This window comes from Nocardia sp. BMG111209 (assembly GCF_000381925.1).
Taxonomy (GTDB): domain Bacteria; phylum Actinomycetota; class Actinomycetes; order Mycobacteriales; family Mycobacteriaceae; genus Nocardia.
On the sequence record NZ_KB907307.1, the window covers coordinates 4,440,499 to 4,454,336 of the forward strand.

Consider the following 13,838-nt stretch of genomic DNA (forward strand, 5'->3'; position numbering starts at 1 on the left):
CTACTTCAGGTCAGCGAGGCTCTTGCCGACATCGGCCAGCGTCAGCGGCTTCTCCGGATAATTCTGATACACATACGGATTCGCGTCACAGCGGAACGGGCCGGTATCGGGCTTGAAATCGGCCGCCTTCCAGCCACCGGACGTGGCCTGCTCGATGTTGTAGCACTTCGGCAGGGCCGCACCGGTACGCGCGAGATCGACCGGAGCCTGCAATCCGCCGGCGGTCCACGACCGTTCCCCGACCGCGTTGTCGTACACGCACTTCCGGGTCAGCGCGTCCCCGCAGGCCGAGGCCGACTTCGCGAACAGCGTCCACGCGACGAAGGCGCGCAGCGCCGGATAGGTCACATCGGCGCCGGGAGCGTACTTCGCGAAGAGATCCTTCACCTGTTGCACCGCCGGAATGCGATCGGCCTGCTCCAGCGGCGCGGTGCCCTGGATGTCGGCGACATTGTGTTGCGCGGCAATCGAACTACCGGCCAGCTGGATGAACTTCGAGGTGTAGGCGTTGTTGTTGGTGTCGATCCAGTCCAGCGTGTAGTTCATGCCGGTGAGCACGTCCTCCAGCTTCGCGAGGCTCGCGAAGTCACCGAGGAAGATCAGGCCCTTGACACCCTTGCTCTTGATGGCCTGCGCGTACGGCGTCCAGTCCGGTACGCCCGCAGCGGGATACAGGTCGTTGTAGACGACCGTCGCCCCACCGGCGGTGAGCTCCTCCACGTACTTCGGGGTCATCGTCTTGGTGACCGGAGAGTCACCGTTGATGAGTCCCACCGCCGACGCCGAGGCCGGGAACGCCTCCTTCAACAGCCAGCGATGGAATCCGGTACCCGGCGCGTAGGGCAGCGAGGCGGACTCGCCACCGCCGACCTGGAGATCCGAACCCACACTGGTACCCATCACGGCCTGTGCCGGGAAATCCGGTAGCAGACACGACAATCGGTCCTTCACCCCCAGCCCGTCCAGCGCCGCCCCACCACCGACCAGCGCGAAGTCGTCACGACAGGCCTCGAGCATGCGCTGCCGGACCTCCATCATCTTGGTGTCGTGCAGATCGACCACCAGCCGACGCCCGGCGACGCCGCCGTTGTCGTTACACCACGACGTGAAAACCTTTGCCGCGTCGCTGAACTCGGGGTTCTTGGTGAAACCGATATCGCTGAACACCCCCACCTTCAGCTCGCTCGCGCTCACCCCCTGCGCGGGCGAACTCTTCGGCGATCCGGCATGACAGATGCCCTTCAGATCACCGAAGTCTCCCCCGGACGCCGACGCACCGGTCGTGCCGGCCGTGGTGCTCTCCCCGCCTCCCCCACGGCTGCATCCGGCGGCGAGCAACGCAACCGCCATCAGCGCGACGAGTATCCGCCTCGACTTCACCATCGTTCTCCTCGTTCACTGCCGCCGGTGGCCGACTTCGCCCGGCACCGGCAACTCCGGTCCGACCGGCAAGCCGGCCCAACACGGATCTTGTTATTGCAAAGCCAGCTTTGCAGATAACAGGTGAACTTCGGATCGTTTTCGGTGAGGAGCAGTCCGGCCCCCGACTGCCGGGCTGCCGGCAGCGTCAGCCCTGCGGAACCGGCGCTCGATCGATACGACGCTCGGCCGCCCGCAGAATGCGCCGCCGGCGCAGGGCCGTGCGCAGGCCGCGGTGTCGGGTGCCGTCGGCGGCAATGGTGGTGGAGCCGGCGAACTTTCGTTCCGAGGCGGTCTCCGGCGCGTCGTCGGAGGTCGCGATGAGGAAGCGGTCCGGCAGGGCGAGTTTGTGGACCGTGCGCATGACCAGGAGGTACTGATGCAGCAGCGGGCCGCTGGTGTAGGGCAGATCGTATTTGTCGCAGAGGGCCCGGACCCGCACGGCGATCTCGGGATAGCGGTTGGCGGGCAGATCGGGGAACAGATGGTGCTCGATCTGGTGGCTCAGATGGCCGCTGAGGAAGGCGAGTACCGGGCCGGCGTCGAAATTCGCCGAACCCAGCATCTGCCGCAGATACCACTCGGGCGCGGTCTCCTTCTCGATCGCCTCGGCGGTGAACTTCTCGGCGCCGTCGGGGAAGTGACCACAGAAGATCACCAGATAGGCCCAGACGTTGCGCAGCGCGTTCGCGGCGAGAACGGCGGTCAGCGTGCGCCGCCAGCGGCGGCCGCTCAGCGCGGGGAACAGCAGGTAGTCCTTGGCGACCTGCCGTGCGACCTTCCCGGACAGGATCTTGGCCTGCGCGAACTTCTCGTCCCGGGTGATGGGCCGGGCGCGTTCGGCGTCGAGGCCGTGGATGGCGATCCCCCACTCGAAGGCGGCCGCCAGCAGGATGTTCTGCAGCGGCTGCAACAACATCCACGGCCGCCACGGCTGGTCGCGGGTCACCCGCATCACGCCGAATCCGATGTCGTCGTCCATGCCGAGAACATTGGTGAACACGTGGTGGCGGTAGTTGTGCGCGTAGCGCCACTGCGCCGACGAGCCCGCCATGTCCCATTCCCAAGTGGTGGAATGGATTTCGGGATCGTTCATCCAATCCCATTGGCCGTGACCGACGTTGTGGCCGATCTCCATGTTCTCGATGCTCTTCGCCACGGCCAGCGCGACGGTGCCCAGGGAGAGCCCGATCCGGTTGCGGCTCAACATGATCACGAGACGCGCCGCGACGTCGAGACCGCGCTGGGCCGCGATCGTGCGGCGGATGTAGGTCGCGTCCCGGGTTCCGCGGCCGTCCTCGATATCGCGCCGGATCTCGTCGAGTTCGCGTCCCAGCGCCTCGATATCGGCCGCGCTCAGATGTGCGTAGACGGCGACGTCGGTAATTGCCATATTTCCTACCCTCGGGTTCCTGTGAGCTGTGCCGCGGGAAGTGGTGATCGCGCCCTCGATGGCTACGACCTCGCCCCGGCTGGTTCCGGTCGCGACCTGCCTGATCGGCGGTCACTCGACACATGAACCGGTTACCGCCAGCGTAGGTGCCCTAACCGGTAAATATCTACAATGTAGTGTAACGTTGTTAACACGGTCCGTCCGGACCGTCATCCACGGTGCGGACCGCTGTTCGACAGGTTCGCGGCCAGGCCGGTCAACAGGATGTCGAGCCCGCGCTCGAGTTCGGCGGTGCCGTCGTAGGCGTCGAGGACCGGCGCCAGTTCACGCAGCAGCGGGAACTCGCTGATGGGCAGCCGATACAGCCCGAGCCGGAGTACGCCGTCGGTCTCCTCGGGGTTCTCCACGACCTCCTGCAGTTCGTTGAGGACGTGCCCGAACAGGAATCCGAAGAAGGCCCGATAAACGTGCAGCGCGTCGGCGCCGGAGAATCCGGCCCGCGTCAGCAGCGCCAGCATATCCTCCAGCGGCCGCAGCACCGCCTGTGACCGCAGTCCCAGCGGCGTCGCCAGCGGCCGGGTCACCAGCAGCGGCACCACATTCGGATGGTCCAGCGCCAGCCGGCGGAAATCCCTTGCCACCACCCGCAACTGGGATCTCCAGTCCGGGGCGCCGGCATCGACCGACAGCTGCTCGAACACGATTTCGGCCACCCCGTCGAGCACCGCGGCCTTGTTCGACACGTGCCGATAGATCACCATCGGATCGCGCCCCACCGCATCGGCCAGGCGCCGCATCGACATACCGTCGACCCCGTCGCGGTCGATGATCTCGAGCGCGGACCGCAACACCGCCTCGCGGGTCACCGGACTACGCCGGCGACCGGCGGGTGACGGCTCGGTTCCGGACCGGGTGGATTCACTGTCGATCGGCAATTCGGCCATGGCGGGGAGGGCCTCCTGTTCTGAGCAGCTGAAATTCTCCGATAGTGTAGACCTACAATGTTGACGTACGGGTCGGAGAGGCGTGTACTGGAGGAGCGGATCCACTGGATCGCCGTGCTGAGCATTACTCGATTTCGTCGCCGAACAGGAGCATTCCGATGGCGCCACTACAGATTCGTCACCGCTCGGCCCGGCATCGCGTTCCGCCGGACCGCACGCCCCGACTGCGGCTGAAGCCGAAGGCGGACAGCACCGGCTACCTCGACGGTGCGTGGTGGCCCCGGTCGGGCAAGCTCGTCGCCGAGCTGCCGGATCTCCTGGCCGTCCTGTCGGTCCGGCTGGGAACCGTCCAGCGCGTGGTCTACGACCGGGCGAGCTGGTCACACGTCCCCCGGCAGCTGATACTCGGTGACCGAGCGATCCGCCTGGACGCTTACCCGTTCGAACTCGGCAACACCATGTACGTCTACGGCAGCGCCGGTCATGTCATCGTGCTCCGCGTGATCACCGCGAACACCGACCGCGACGTCGCGCACACCGCCCTGATGACGATGGTCGCCCGCGATCCGGCGACGCCTCCCGCACCACGACTCGCAACCCGGTCGACCGAGTAGATCGCGAATCGCGGCCCGCACGGACTCAGCGGCCCGAGCGGATGTCGCCGGGTATCGCGCCGCCCTCGGAGGCCCACATCTGTTGCGCGGCCGCGTTTTCCGAGTCGTCGCCGCGCGTTCCGGAGTCGTCGCCGCGAACTCGGGAGTCGTCACCGTGCGCTCGGATGGCGGCGGCCAGCAGTTCGGCGGCCGTGGACGAATCCGCCGACGGTGCGGTGGCGGCGGTCATGACGGCTTCCGCCACGTCGGGCGCGGTATCCGGGGGCACGACCAGCAGGATCGTCCGAGCGCCGTCGACGGCGAGGACGTCGACGGTGTGCGCGGGTTTGAACCGGTATCCGTCGAGCCGGACCCGGCGCCCGGCGGTGATGAATCCCCTTGGCGTGGTGGACCATTCGAGGAGATGGTAGGTGATCCGGTGGATGGTCCCGAGCTGTGGCTCCAGATCTGCGAGCAGGTCGGGGGCCTCGACGGTGAGATCGTCGCTGCGGGGCCACCACGCGCCGTCGAGATGACCCGAGCCGGGGACGGTGGCCCGTCGCCGGACCCGCGCACCGATTGCGGACGGGGGATCACGGCCGGTGTCGACCGGAAGCGTTCCAGTGCTCATGACGGCTGTTCCTTTCTGCTGTGCGTCAGCTGGGCTGGGGTACATCGAGGTGGCAGGTACCCACCGTCGGATGCATGCCGAGGTAGTTCAGCGGGCCGGCGATGATCGTGACCGCGATGGTCCCGGCGGTCGCGCAGGTGGTCGGGGCGCTGGTGTAGTAGTGCCGCTGCCCACCGGCGACGACGCCGATGATCAGCCAGGCGAGCACCAGGATTCCGACGAGGCCGGCTGCTCCGGAGCGACGTACGGGAAGCCTCCGACGGTCGCTCGCATAGGTTCTCATGGGTTTCGTTCTCCACATCGTTCGATTTCAGGGCACTGATGAGCTGTGCGGACGGGCCGCCGCGAGCGGGTTATCGACCGTGGCGCGACGGAACCGCGTGCCGCCGGGTTTCCGGCTCGGCCACACCGCCGGAGGTGACGACCTCGGTCGCGCGAGTGTCCGCACGGGCGGGGGCGGTCCGGCAGTCAGCCTCGGCATCCCGCGGGTCACGATCGCGCAGGTCCCGATCGCGTAGGTCCTGGCGGGCGACACGGCCTCGGCGGGCGGTGCGGCGGGCGCCGGCGAGCAGCAGAGCGAGTCCGGCGATACCGATTCCGCCGACGACGATGCCGTAGAGGAACAACACCCCGGTGGATCCGGTGATGTGGTAGCCGAACAGCGAGAAATTGTCGGTCAATGCGTGGTTGCTTCCGCCGTTGGCGAAGACTCCCGCGAATCCGACGAGGACGGCGATGACGAGGATGGCGAGTCCGATGATGACGATCATGGGATCCCCTCCGATCTGTTGGTTACTTCCAGTACACGCCTGCCAACGTTGTATGTCAACACTGTAGGTCTACGTGATCTGCCCTGGTCCGACGGTCCTCGGCGACCGGGGGCGAGGCCCGGGGCGGCACTCCCGGCGGAGATGGGGGACGATGGATCGGTGACCTCGACCGGTCGTGCCTGGGACCTCGGCTACGCGGCCGGGTGGCAGCTGATCCGGCGCCTGCCCGAGCAGCCGGCCGTTCGCCTGTTCGACGCGGCCGCCGACCGCGCGTCCCGGCGCGGCGGACACCGGCAGTTGCGGCGCAATCTGTCCCGGGTGCTGGGCACCACGCCCGACCGCGTCCCGGCCGGACTCGTGCAGGCGAGCCTGCGCTCCTACGCCCGCTATTGGCGCGAGGCGTTCCGGCTGCCCAGGATGGATCCGGTCCGCCTGGCCGACATCATCGAGCGCTCGGCGACCGGCCTCGAGCACATCCGGGACGCGATCGACCGCGGCACCGGTGCGGTGCTGGCCCTCCCGCACAGCGGGAACTGGGATCTCGCCGGAATCTGGGTCGTCGAGCGCATCGGGCGACCCACCGTCGTCGCCGAACGACTCGATCCCGAATCGCTGTTCCGGCGCTTCGTGCGCTTCCGCGAAGGACTCGGCTTCGAGATCATCCCGCTCACCGGCGATGCCATCTCGCCCTTCCCGACGCTGGTCGACCGGCTCCAGCAGGGCCGGGTGGTGGGCCTGCTCGGCGAACGCGACCTGTCCGGCACCGGCGTGCCGGTCACCTTCTTCGGGGAGCCGGCCCGGATGCCGTCGGGCCCCGCACGCCTGGCCATCGATACGGGCGCACCGCTGCTGCCCGTCCGGTGCTGGTTCACCCCCACCGGCTGGGGCTTCCACATCGACGCACCCCTCGATACCGGCGGCGGCATCGAGCGCACCACGCAGAACCTCGCCGACCGATTCGCCGCGGGTATCGCCGCCCATCCCGCCGACTGGCACATGTTTCAGCCGCTGTGGACGGCCGATCTCCACGGTGCCCCGAATCGCGACAGTGTAGGGTAACGCTGTAGACCCGGCTGTTCCGGGCCGGACGGGAACTTCGGCGTGATGCCCCAATCGAATCGGATCGGTTGCACTGCAACGGTTTCCACCACCGACCGGTCGCGGAACCGGAGTCGCCCGGACGCGGCCGCCAAGCCCATCGCTCCCGTCCGGCGACCGGCGCGCAAATGAGCGAACAGGACCGCGCAATGCGCACAGTGAGTGAGAAGGACTATCTCGAGCTGATGCGCGATATCGCGGCGTTCCGCCGGGCACTGGCCACCACGGCCGACCGCGCGACCCGCGACCAGCTCGACCGCGCGATCAGGGAGCACGACGCCGAGGTGCGCAAGCGGGACCGGCACGGCCGCTGACCATACCGCCCGGTCGGGACGACGATCCGGACGCGAGGTCCGGACCGATACCCGGACCGGGTATGATCGTTATATCGGCGACGCATCGTATACGGCCATTCGAGGTCGTCTCGTCGCCGGAATCGAAAGTATCCGGCCGATTCGCGGCCGAGTCAGGAGCGTCGTCATGACGCATATCGAAAATCGCGCCGGTACCGTCGCGGCCACCGTGGTCCGGGAGCACCCGCCGCGGTTGCTGCTGAAAGCCCACGGGAAGAAGGTCGGCTATGTCGACGGAGCGTGGTGGCCGCACAGCGACGACCTCGCGAGCGAACTGCCGGCCCTGTTCCAGGCGCTGGCCCCGCGGCTCGGCACCATCCATCGGGTGACCTACCGCTCCGACGAATGGGCAAGTGGGCCGGACGAACTCGTCTTCGCCGGGCGAGCGGTACGGCTCGACAGATCCCGGCACGGCGCCGCACACACGGTCGAAGTGCTCGGGACGAGCAACACCCGCCTGGTCCTGCTCGTGATTCCACCCGCCACCAGCGGATATCGCGCCTACACGACCATGACGTCCGCGGCCGCGCCGGACAACGAAGCCACCGTCGAGCAATTGCTGCACCACACCCGGCCGGGCCACCGCCGTACCGGCCGAGCTGCCGCACTGCGCCGGGTACACGCCGATTCGGATCGCCGGTCCGGACACGGGGTGCAGGCCGTTCAGGCGTCGCGCAGTAGCGCCGGCGCATCCACGCCGCTGGTACCGGGGTCGGCGTCGTAGAAAGCGAGGGTCTGCCGATCGCCGGGCAGGGTGAGCACCTCGGCCCTCAGCTCGAACGACCCGGCCCGCGGGTGGTCGAACCGCTTGCGCAACACGACCCCACCACTGACCTGATGACGCGACCACAGGCGGGAGAAATCCGGCGAGGCGACGCTGAGCTCCCCGATCAGTCGAGTCAGGTCGGGGTCGGTCGGCTGCTGCGCGGCCGTCCGGCGCAGATGCGCGACGGTTTCGGTCGCTACCGTGGTCCAATCCGGATACAAGCGGCGAGTCTCGGGCAGCAGGAACACCCGGCGGGCCATGTTCCGTTCCCCGTGCGAATCCAGACCCAACAGTGCCGCGGCCATCGGCGTCCAGGCCAGCACGTCGAGCGAACGGCTCACGACGATCGCGGGTAGGTCGTCGAACCGCGCGAGTACGCCGAGGACCTCCGGGCGGACTCCCTGCCCCCGCAGGCTGTTCCCGAGCCGCGGCGACCGGGCCGGCCGCCACGCCAGCCGCAACAGATGATCGTGTTCGATCTCGTTGAGCCGCAAGGCATGTGCCAACGCCTCGAGTACCCGGTGGGAGGGTTTGACGCGGCCCTGTTCGATACGCGTGTAGTAGTCGGGGCTGATACCGGCGGCCATCGCGATCTCCTCGCGGCGCGCGCCGGGCACCCGCCGACCCGGTGCCGAATCTGCTCCCGAACCGCCGGGGCGCATCCGAGCGCGACAGGCACGCAGGAAATTATACCCACCGACATCACCGACACCGACGCGATCGCGGCCCTGGTCGAGGACACCTCCGCTCGGTTCGGACCCGTCGACATCCTGGTCGACAACGCGGGAATCATGTTGGCAAACCCCATGATCGAAGGCCGCACCGACGAGTGGCAGCGCATGATCGAGCTGAACCTCACCGCCGTACTGAACCTGTCCGGCGCACTGCGCGCCGAATTCGCTTCCAGCGCAGTACGTATCACCGACATCAAACCCGGCGGCGTGGACACCGAACTGGCCGGGCACATCAGCCACCCCGCCCTCCGCGAGCGGATCATGACCGCACCACAACGCACGCGCCTGCTCGACCCCGATGACGTCGCCGACACGATCGCCTACGCCGTCACCCGCCCACCCCACGTCTGCCTCTCCCACCTGACCGTGATGCCGATCGGCCAGGCCCGATAGCACGGCCCGAGCGGGTGCCGGATCAGTCCGCTCTCGACGGCCGATCGCCGTTGTCCGCCGGATCCGGTTCCAGCAGTGGTGCGATCATCTGCCGGACGTAGGCATGCAGGGTGCAGTCGTCGACCGCGGCGAGTTCGCCGGTTCGGATCCGGTCGCGCAGGAAGCCGATGCCCGAGACCAGGGCGGCCAGTAGTTCCGCACGCAGCGCCGCGTCGGGGGCCGGCAGACGAGCGGCGAGGGCGGTGCCGAAATAGTCCTGGATCCGGCTGCGGAGGATCTCGCGGACGATGTCGTCGTTGGCGGCCAGCAGATATCGGGCGACCGTGGCGTGGGCCTCGTCGCCGCGGGTGGAGTCGAGCAGGGCGGGGGCGATCTCCGGCAGCGGTGTGTTGTGGAAGAAATCCGCGGAGTTCGTCGCGGTTTCGCGAGCGGCCTCGGCGAACAACTCGTCCTTGGAACCGAAGTAGCGGTACACCAGGGCCTGGTTGACGCCGGCGGCCGCGGCCACCTCGCGGGTGCTGACGCCCGCCACACCGCGCTCGGCCATCAGTGTCTGCGCCGCCACCAGCAGCGACTGCCGGGTCGCGACCGCGTCGCGCCGCCGCACCGGTCTGCCGTCGTCGGCGCCGGTATCGGTGTTCGTCATCGGCATCCCATCCGGCTCGTGCCGACTCTCGGCGAACCTGAATATAGATCAGAGCTGCTGTGTGAGCGGTATCACAGTATACAAAGTAGTCGATCGTTGACTTAGGGGGCGTGATCTTCGTAACGTCGAAGTCATCAATTGACTACATACTTCGGCTCGAACCGGCTTCTTGTCGAGATCGACAGGGCGAAAAGGAGATTCGACACGATGGCGGATTCGTTGCGGGCCGGCGTCCAGCTCGCGAGCACGGCGTGCTCGACGCGGGTGGTCGTCGTCCGGGTGCCGGCCGACCGGCAGCCGGTGATCGAATGCGGCGGCGCGCCGATGACGGCCGCGAGCGCCGGCAAACCTGCCGCATCGGCAGCCGGCACGGTCGCCACGGTGGTCGGGAAACGCTATGTCGACACCAGCGGCGACATCGAATTGCTATGCGTCACTTCGGGTTCCGGGGAATTGTCGTGTGACGGCGCACCGATGACGCTGAAGGCGGCGAAAGCCCTGCCGGCCTCGGACTGAGAGGAACTCGTCCGATGGCTGTACGAGTATCGGAGCTGCGGTATCGGCTGGCGATCGTCGCGCCGACGCCCTCGGCGGTGGTCCGGCACCTCGGCGGATGGGTGTTCGACCAGGTGATGGCCGGTTGGGACACCACCGTATTCGTCGCGGAGACCGCCGACCCGCGACCGCTGAGCATTCTCGGCGCGGAGATGGCCGAGCTGTCGTGCAGCGCGACGCCACCGCCGCCGGAGACCCGGCCGCACGCCGTCGCGGTCGCGGTCGACCTGTTCGAGGCCGACGACCGGGTACATCGAGATGTGCTGGCGACACTCACCAGCGGGCGATCGGACGTGACGTTCTGGGGTCCGTCGCAGCCGGTCGAACTCGATGCCACACTCGCGCGGACGGGCTATGTGCCGAGTCTGGCGGCGCGGGCGTTCAAGGCACGCGCGCTCGCCGCCGCGGGTCTCGCCGACGCGGCCGAGGTCCTGTACACCAAGCCGCCCGCCGTCGGCGTACGCCGGATCCGCCGTTCCACTCCCCCGCCCGATTCCCGGGCCAGCCGATCCTCCTGATCGGACGCCGGTTCCGTTCGCGGGCCGCCTGGCTATTCTTATAAACATTCACTGTTTTGCCCTCCGGGTCGCCGCGGTCCCGTTAGCCTCGTGAGAGTGTCCGAAGCCGAGGCCCCCGCCGGGTATCCCACACTGTTCAGCCCGATCCGGCTGGGCCCGCGCACCGCGCGCAACCGGATCTGGATGGTCGCGCATGCGACCGAGTTCTCCACCGACGGGACGTTCGCGGACGCCAGCGCCGAGTACTACGCCGAGCGGGCCCGGGGCGGCGTCGCCGCGATCACGATGGAGGCCATGGCCGTTCACCCGTCGAGCCAGCCCCGGCGCGGTGTGATCCACGCCTACGATCCGGCGGTGGTGGCCAGTTACCGCAAGGTTGCCGCCGCGGTGCATCCGCACGGGGCACTGCTGCTGGCACAGTTGTGGCATCGCGGGCGGCAGACCGACGGCATCATCTCCCGGTTGCCCACCTGGGCGCCGAGTCCGGTGCCGGACACCGTGTATCGCGAGATCCCGCACGAGATGACCGTGGCGGAGATCGACGAATTGGTCGGGCACTACGTACTTTCGGCGCGGCACGCGATCGAGGGCGGGGTCGACGGGATCGAGGTGCACGGGCTCGCGCACGGCTATCTGCTCGGCCAGTTCCTCTCTCCGGCAACCAATCACCGCCGCGACGAGTACGGCGGCTCGTTCGAGAACCGGCTGCGGATCGTGCACCGGATCGTGACCGAGGTGCGCCGCGTCGTCCCGCCGGACCGGATCCTGGGAATCCGCGTGAACAGCAACGACGGTGACGTGACCGGCGGGCTCGGCAACGCCGACTGGGTACGCATCGCCGCCGCCGTCGACGGGTGGGGGCTGCTCGACTACTTCTCCACCTCACAGGGAACCTATCTCGACCGGATGGCCATCTACGGCACGTCCGCGGCGCGGCCGGCCGGGTACGAACTCGCCGACACCGCGAACCTCACCCGGGCGGTCTCGGTGCCGGTCGTGGCGGTCGGCCGGATCACCACTCCCGAGCTGGCCGAGGACGTCCTCACCACCGGGAAGGCCCAATTCGTCGGCATGGCACGGCAACTCATCGCCGATCCGGACTGGCCGGCCAAGGCGCGCGCTGCCCGGCCGGACGATATCCGGCCCTGTGTCGGCGCGAACTGGTGCGTCGCGTCCTTCGCGCGCGGGCCGGTGTCGTGTATCCACAACCCGGAGGTGGGGCGGGAGCCCGAATTCCGGCGCGACGCCGCACGGCCCCGGCAGGGCCGCCGGGTCGCGGTGGTCGGCGGCGGCCCGGCGGGGTTGCGCGCGGCGCTGAGCGCCGCCGAACTCGGCCACGAGGTCACACTCTTCGAACAGGACGATCGGCTCGGCGGTCAGGTCAACCTCATCACCCGGGCCGACTCGTATCGCGAGTGGTCCGGTGTGACCGATTGGCTCGCAACCCAATTGGCCGCCACCAAGGCCGAGATCCGGCTGGGCCACCGCGCGACCGCCGACGATGTCGCGGAATTCTCGGCGGTCGTCGTCGCCACCGGATCGACACCGCTGCGGCACGGCTGGACCGCGCGGCGGCCCGACAGGTGGGCGCCGGATGCCGCGGCGGTGCCCGGGTCCGATCAGTGGAACGTCTACACCCCGGTGCAGGTCCTGACCGGACGCACCGAACTGCCCAATCGCATTCTGCTGGTGGACGATACCGGCGATCGGCAACCGTTCGTCGTGGCCGAGTACCTGGCCGGGCGCCGGCACGCGGTGCAGGTGGTCTCCGCGTTCCCGCAGTTCGGGCACGCGTTCGCCGACGGGCACGATCTGCCGTTCGCCTTCGGCCGATTGCGCCGTGCCGGAGTCACTTTCACCCCGCACGTGGAGGTCACCGCGATCGTCGAAGACACCGTCACGCTCACCGACGTGTACACCGGCGAGACCTCCGAGCTGACCGAGATCGACGGGGTGGTGTTCGTACTCGGCAACGCCGCCGACGACGCGCTCGCCCGGGAGCTCGCCGGCCGCGGCCCGCAGGTGCACGTCATCGGCGACGCTCAGGCTCCCCGCCGGATCTTCAACGCCATCTGGGAGGGGGAGGCCATCGCCAGAGGATTGTGAGCGCGGCGCCGGCCGTCCCGGGCCCGGCCCGGGACGACCACGGCTCGCGCCGCGCGGATTCACGTGGTGGGCAGACCCGATTTCTCCGCCCCCATACCCGAGAATCCCACCGAATAGCCACCGTCCACGGGCATCAATGTCCCGGTGATATAGGAGGACTCGTCCCCGGCGAGAAAGAGGGCCGCGGCGGCGATCTCGTCCGCCAGTCCCCACCTGTCCATCGGAATTCCGGGCAGCCGCCACACCCCCGGCGGCGGTTCCGGTGATTCCTCGGACATCGGTACCAAACCGGTCCATATCGTGCCGGGACAAATTGCGTTGACGCGTATTCTGTCGTCGGCATAATCGAGTGCGGCGGCCTTCGTCAATTGATTGACGCCGGCTTTGGCCGCACCGTAGATCGAATGATGTTTGAATCCGACGACCGCAGTCGCGGACGAGACGTTGACAATGGAGCCACCGCCGGTCCCGCGCATCGAGATGATGCCGTACTTCATACAGAAGAAGACACCTCGGAGATTCACGCCGTGCACGCGATCCCAGTTCTCGGTGGTCTGCTCGTGCAAGGGCTTCAGGCCGCCGCCGAATCCGGCGTTGTTGACCAGGATGTCGATGCGGCCGAACTTCTCCTCCGCCGTCGAGATCATCCGCTGGACGTCGGCCTCGTCGGCGACATCCGCCCTGATACCGACTGCGTCACCGCCGATTTCGGCGGCGACGCGGGCGGCGCTGTCGCTGAGGCTGACACCGAGGACGTGCGCGCCCTCGGCCGCGAATCGGTGGGCCATCGCCTTACCGATTCCCGAACCCGCTCCGGTGATGACGGCAACCTTGTCTCGTAGACGCATACGGCACTCCATGGGTATTTCCGTGCCGCGCCACGCGGTGATGCCGGGAGATGCTTCGACGGAAATGGGAA

17 protein-coding genes and 1 pseudogene are annotated in these 13,838 nt (G+C 68.2%); 8 read left to right on the plus strand and 10 right to left on the minus strand.

What is annotated here, in order from left to right; translation table 11 throughout:
* The 3 genes from G361_RS0120565 to G361_RS0120575 all read right to left on the minus strand — a co-directional run bounded on the left by G361_RS0120565 (position 1) and on the right by G361_RS0120575 (position 3,756).
* Positions 1-1,383 carry an ABC transporter substrate-binding protein gene (locus tag G361_RS0120565; RefSeq protein WP_019928992.1) on the minus strand — a complete coding sequence of 461 codons (1,383 nt, stop codon included), beginning with the start codon at positions 1,381-1,383 and terminating at the stop codon, positions 1-3.
* A 184-nt stretch (positions 1,384-1,567) separates the two neighbouring features.
* Positions 1,568-2,812, minus strand: coding sequence for an acyl-CoA desaturase (locus tag G361_RS0120570; RefSeq protein ID WP_019928993.1), 1,245 nt, complete (start codon positions 2,810-2,812; stop codon positions 1,568-1,570).
* Between the two features lie 209 nt (positions 2,813-3,021).
* Positions 3,022-3,756: a TetR/AcrR family transcriptional regulator C-terminal domain-containing protein gene (locus tag G361_RS0120575; protein WP_019928994.1), complete on the minus strand. Its 735-nt coding sequence runs from the start codon at positions 3,754-3,756 to the stop codon at positions 3,022-3,024.
* Between the two features lie 158 nt (positions 3,757-3,914).
* On the opposite strand from G361_RS0120575, the gene G361_RS0120580 reads away from it, so the two are divergent.
* Positions 3,915-4,370, plus strand: coding sequence for a DUF5994 family protein (locus tag G361_RS0120580; protein WP_019928995.1), 456 nt, complete (start codon positions 3,915-3,917; stop codon positions 4,368-4,370).
* Positions 4,371-4,395: 25 nt separating this feature from the next.
* Here the strand turns inward: G361_RS0120580 and G361_RS0120585 are convergent, their stop codons facing one another.
* The 3 genes from G361_RS0120585 to G361_RS44255 all read right to left on the minus strand — a co-directional run bounded on the left by G361_RS0120585 (position 4,396) and on the right by G361_RS44255 (position 5,750).
* The gene (locus G361_RS0120585; protein ID WP_019928996.1) at positions 4,396-4,980 is read right to left on the minus strand and encodes a DUF5994 family protein; all 585 of its coding nucleotides are present in this window, start codon (positions 4,978-4,980) and stop codon (positions 4,396-4,398) included.
* A 25-nt stretch (positions 4,981-5,005) separates the two neighbouring features.
* Positions 5,006-5,263 carry a hypothetical protein gene (locus G361_RS0120590; protein ID WP_052172688.1) on the minus strand — a complete coding sequence of 86 codons (258 nt, stop codon included), beginning with the start codon at positions 5,261-5,263 and terminating at the stop codon, positions 5,006-5,008.
* 70 nt (positions 5,264-5,333) lie between these two features.
* On the minus strand, positions 5,334-5,750 hold the full coding sequence (locus G361_RS44255; RefSeq protein WP_019928998.1) for a hypothetical protein: 417 nt from the start codon (positions 5,748-5,750) through the stop codon (positions 5,334-5,336).
* 141 nt (positions 5,751-5,891) lie between these two features.
* Here G361_RS44255 and G361_RS0120600 point away from each other — a divergent pair, with 141 nt between their 5' ends.
* The 3 genes from G361_RS0120600 (at position 5,892) to G361_RS44260 (ending at position 7,925) form a co-directional block, all read left to right on the plus strand.
* Positions 5,892-6,809, plus strand: coding sequence for a phosphatidylinositol mannoside acyltransferase (locus G361_RS0120600; protein ID WP_019928999.1), 918 nt, complete (start codon positions 5,892-5,894; stop codon positions 6,807-6,809).
* A gap of 188 nt (positions 6,810-6,997) precedes the next feature.
* The gene (locus G361_RS0120605; protein ID WP_155981520.1) at positions 6,998-7,162 is read left to right on the plus strand and encodes a hypothetical protein; all 165 of its coding nucleotides are present in this window, start codon (positions 6,998-7,000) and stop codon (positions 7,160-7,162) included.
* Positions 7,163-7,328: 166 nt separating this feature from the next.
* A complete protein-coding gene (locus G361_RS44260) occupies positions 7,329-7,925 on the plus strand; it encodes a DUF5994 family protein (RefSeq protein ID WP_019929001.1) in 597 nt (198 codons plus the stop codon).
* On the opposite strand, the gene G361_RS0120615 is transcribed toward G361_RS44260, so the two are convergent.
* Both G361_RS0120615 and G361_RS51855 read right to left on the minus strand, forming a co-directional pair.
* Positions 7,865-8,473, minus strand: a complete 609-nt coding sequence (locus G361_RS0120615; protein ID WP_231386936.1) for a transcriptional regulator — start codon at positions 8,471-8,473, stop codon at positions 7,865-7,867. The genes G361_RS44260 and G361_RS0120615 overlap by 61 nt on opposite strands.
* Positions 8,474-8,488: 15 nt before the next feature.
* Positions 8,489-8,629: pseudogene (locus G361_RS51855) on the minus strand (helix-turn-helix domain-containing protein); the annotation flags it as partial.
* A gap of 24 nt (positions 8,630-8,653) precedes the next feature.
* Here G361_RS51855 and G361_RS51025 point away from each other — a divergent pair.
* Positions 8,654-9,094 carry an SDR family oxidoreductase gene (locus tag G361_RS51025; RefSeq protein WP_369797917.1) on the plus strand — a complete coding sequence of 147 codons (441 nt, stop codon included), beginning with the start codon at positions 8,654-8,656 and terminating at the stop codon, positions 9,092-9,094.
* A gap of 22 nt (positions 9,095-9,116) precedes the next feature.
* On the opposite strand, the gene G361_RS44265 is transcribed toward G361_RS51025, so the two are convergent.
* Entirely contained in the window at positions 9,117-9,740 is a 624-nt protein-coding gene (locus tag G361_RS44265) for a TetR/AcrR family transcriptional regulator (RefSeq protein ID WP_196814518.1), read from the minus strand.
* 207 nt (positions 9,741-9,947) lie between these two features.
* Between G361_RS44265 and G361_RS0120625 the strand changes: the two genes are divergently transcribed.
* The 3 genes from G361_RS0120625 (at position 9,948) to G361_RS0120635 (ending at position 12,919) form a co-directional block, all read left to right on the plus strand.
* Positions 9,948-10,256: a hypothetical protein gene (locus tag G361_RS0120625; RefSeq protein WP_019929005.1), complete on the plus strand. Its 309-nt coding sequence runs from the start codon at positions 9,948-9,950 to the stop codon at positions 10,254-10,256.
* A 14-nt stretch (positions 10,257-10,270) separates the two neighbouring features.
* Complete coding sequence (locus G361_RS44270) at positions 10,271-10,813, plus strand: hypothetical protein (protein ID WP_019929006.1); 543 nt, start codon at positions 10,271-10,273, stop codon at positions 10,811-10,813.
* 96 nt (positions 10,814-10,909) lie between these two features.
* Entirely contained in the window at positions 10,910-12,919 is a 2,010-nt protein-coding gene (locus tag G361_RS0120635; protein ID WP_019929007.1) for an FAD-dependent oxidoreductase, read from the plus strand.
* 59 nt (positions 12,920-12,978) lie between these two features.
* Here the strand turns inward: G361_RS0120635 and G361_RS0120640 are convergent, their stop codons facing one another.
* On the minus strand, positions 12,979-13,767 hold the full coding sequence (locus tag G361_RS0120640; RefSeq protein ID WP_026343292.1) for an SDR family NAD(P)-dependent oxidoreductase: 789 nt from the start codon (positions 13,765-13,767) through the stop codon (positions 12,979-12,981).
* Between the last annotated feature and the right edge of the window lie 71 nt (positions 13,768-13,838).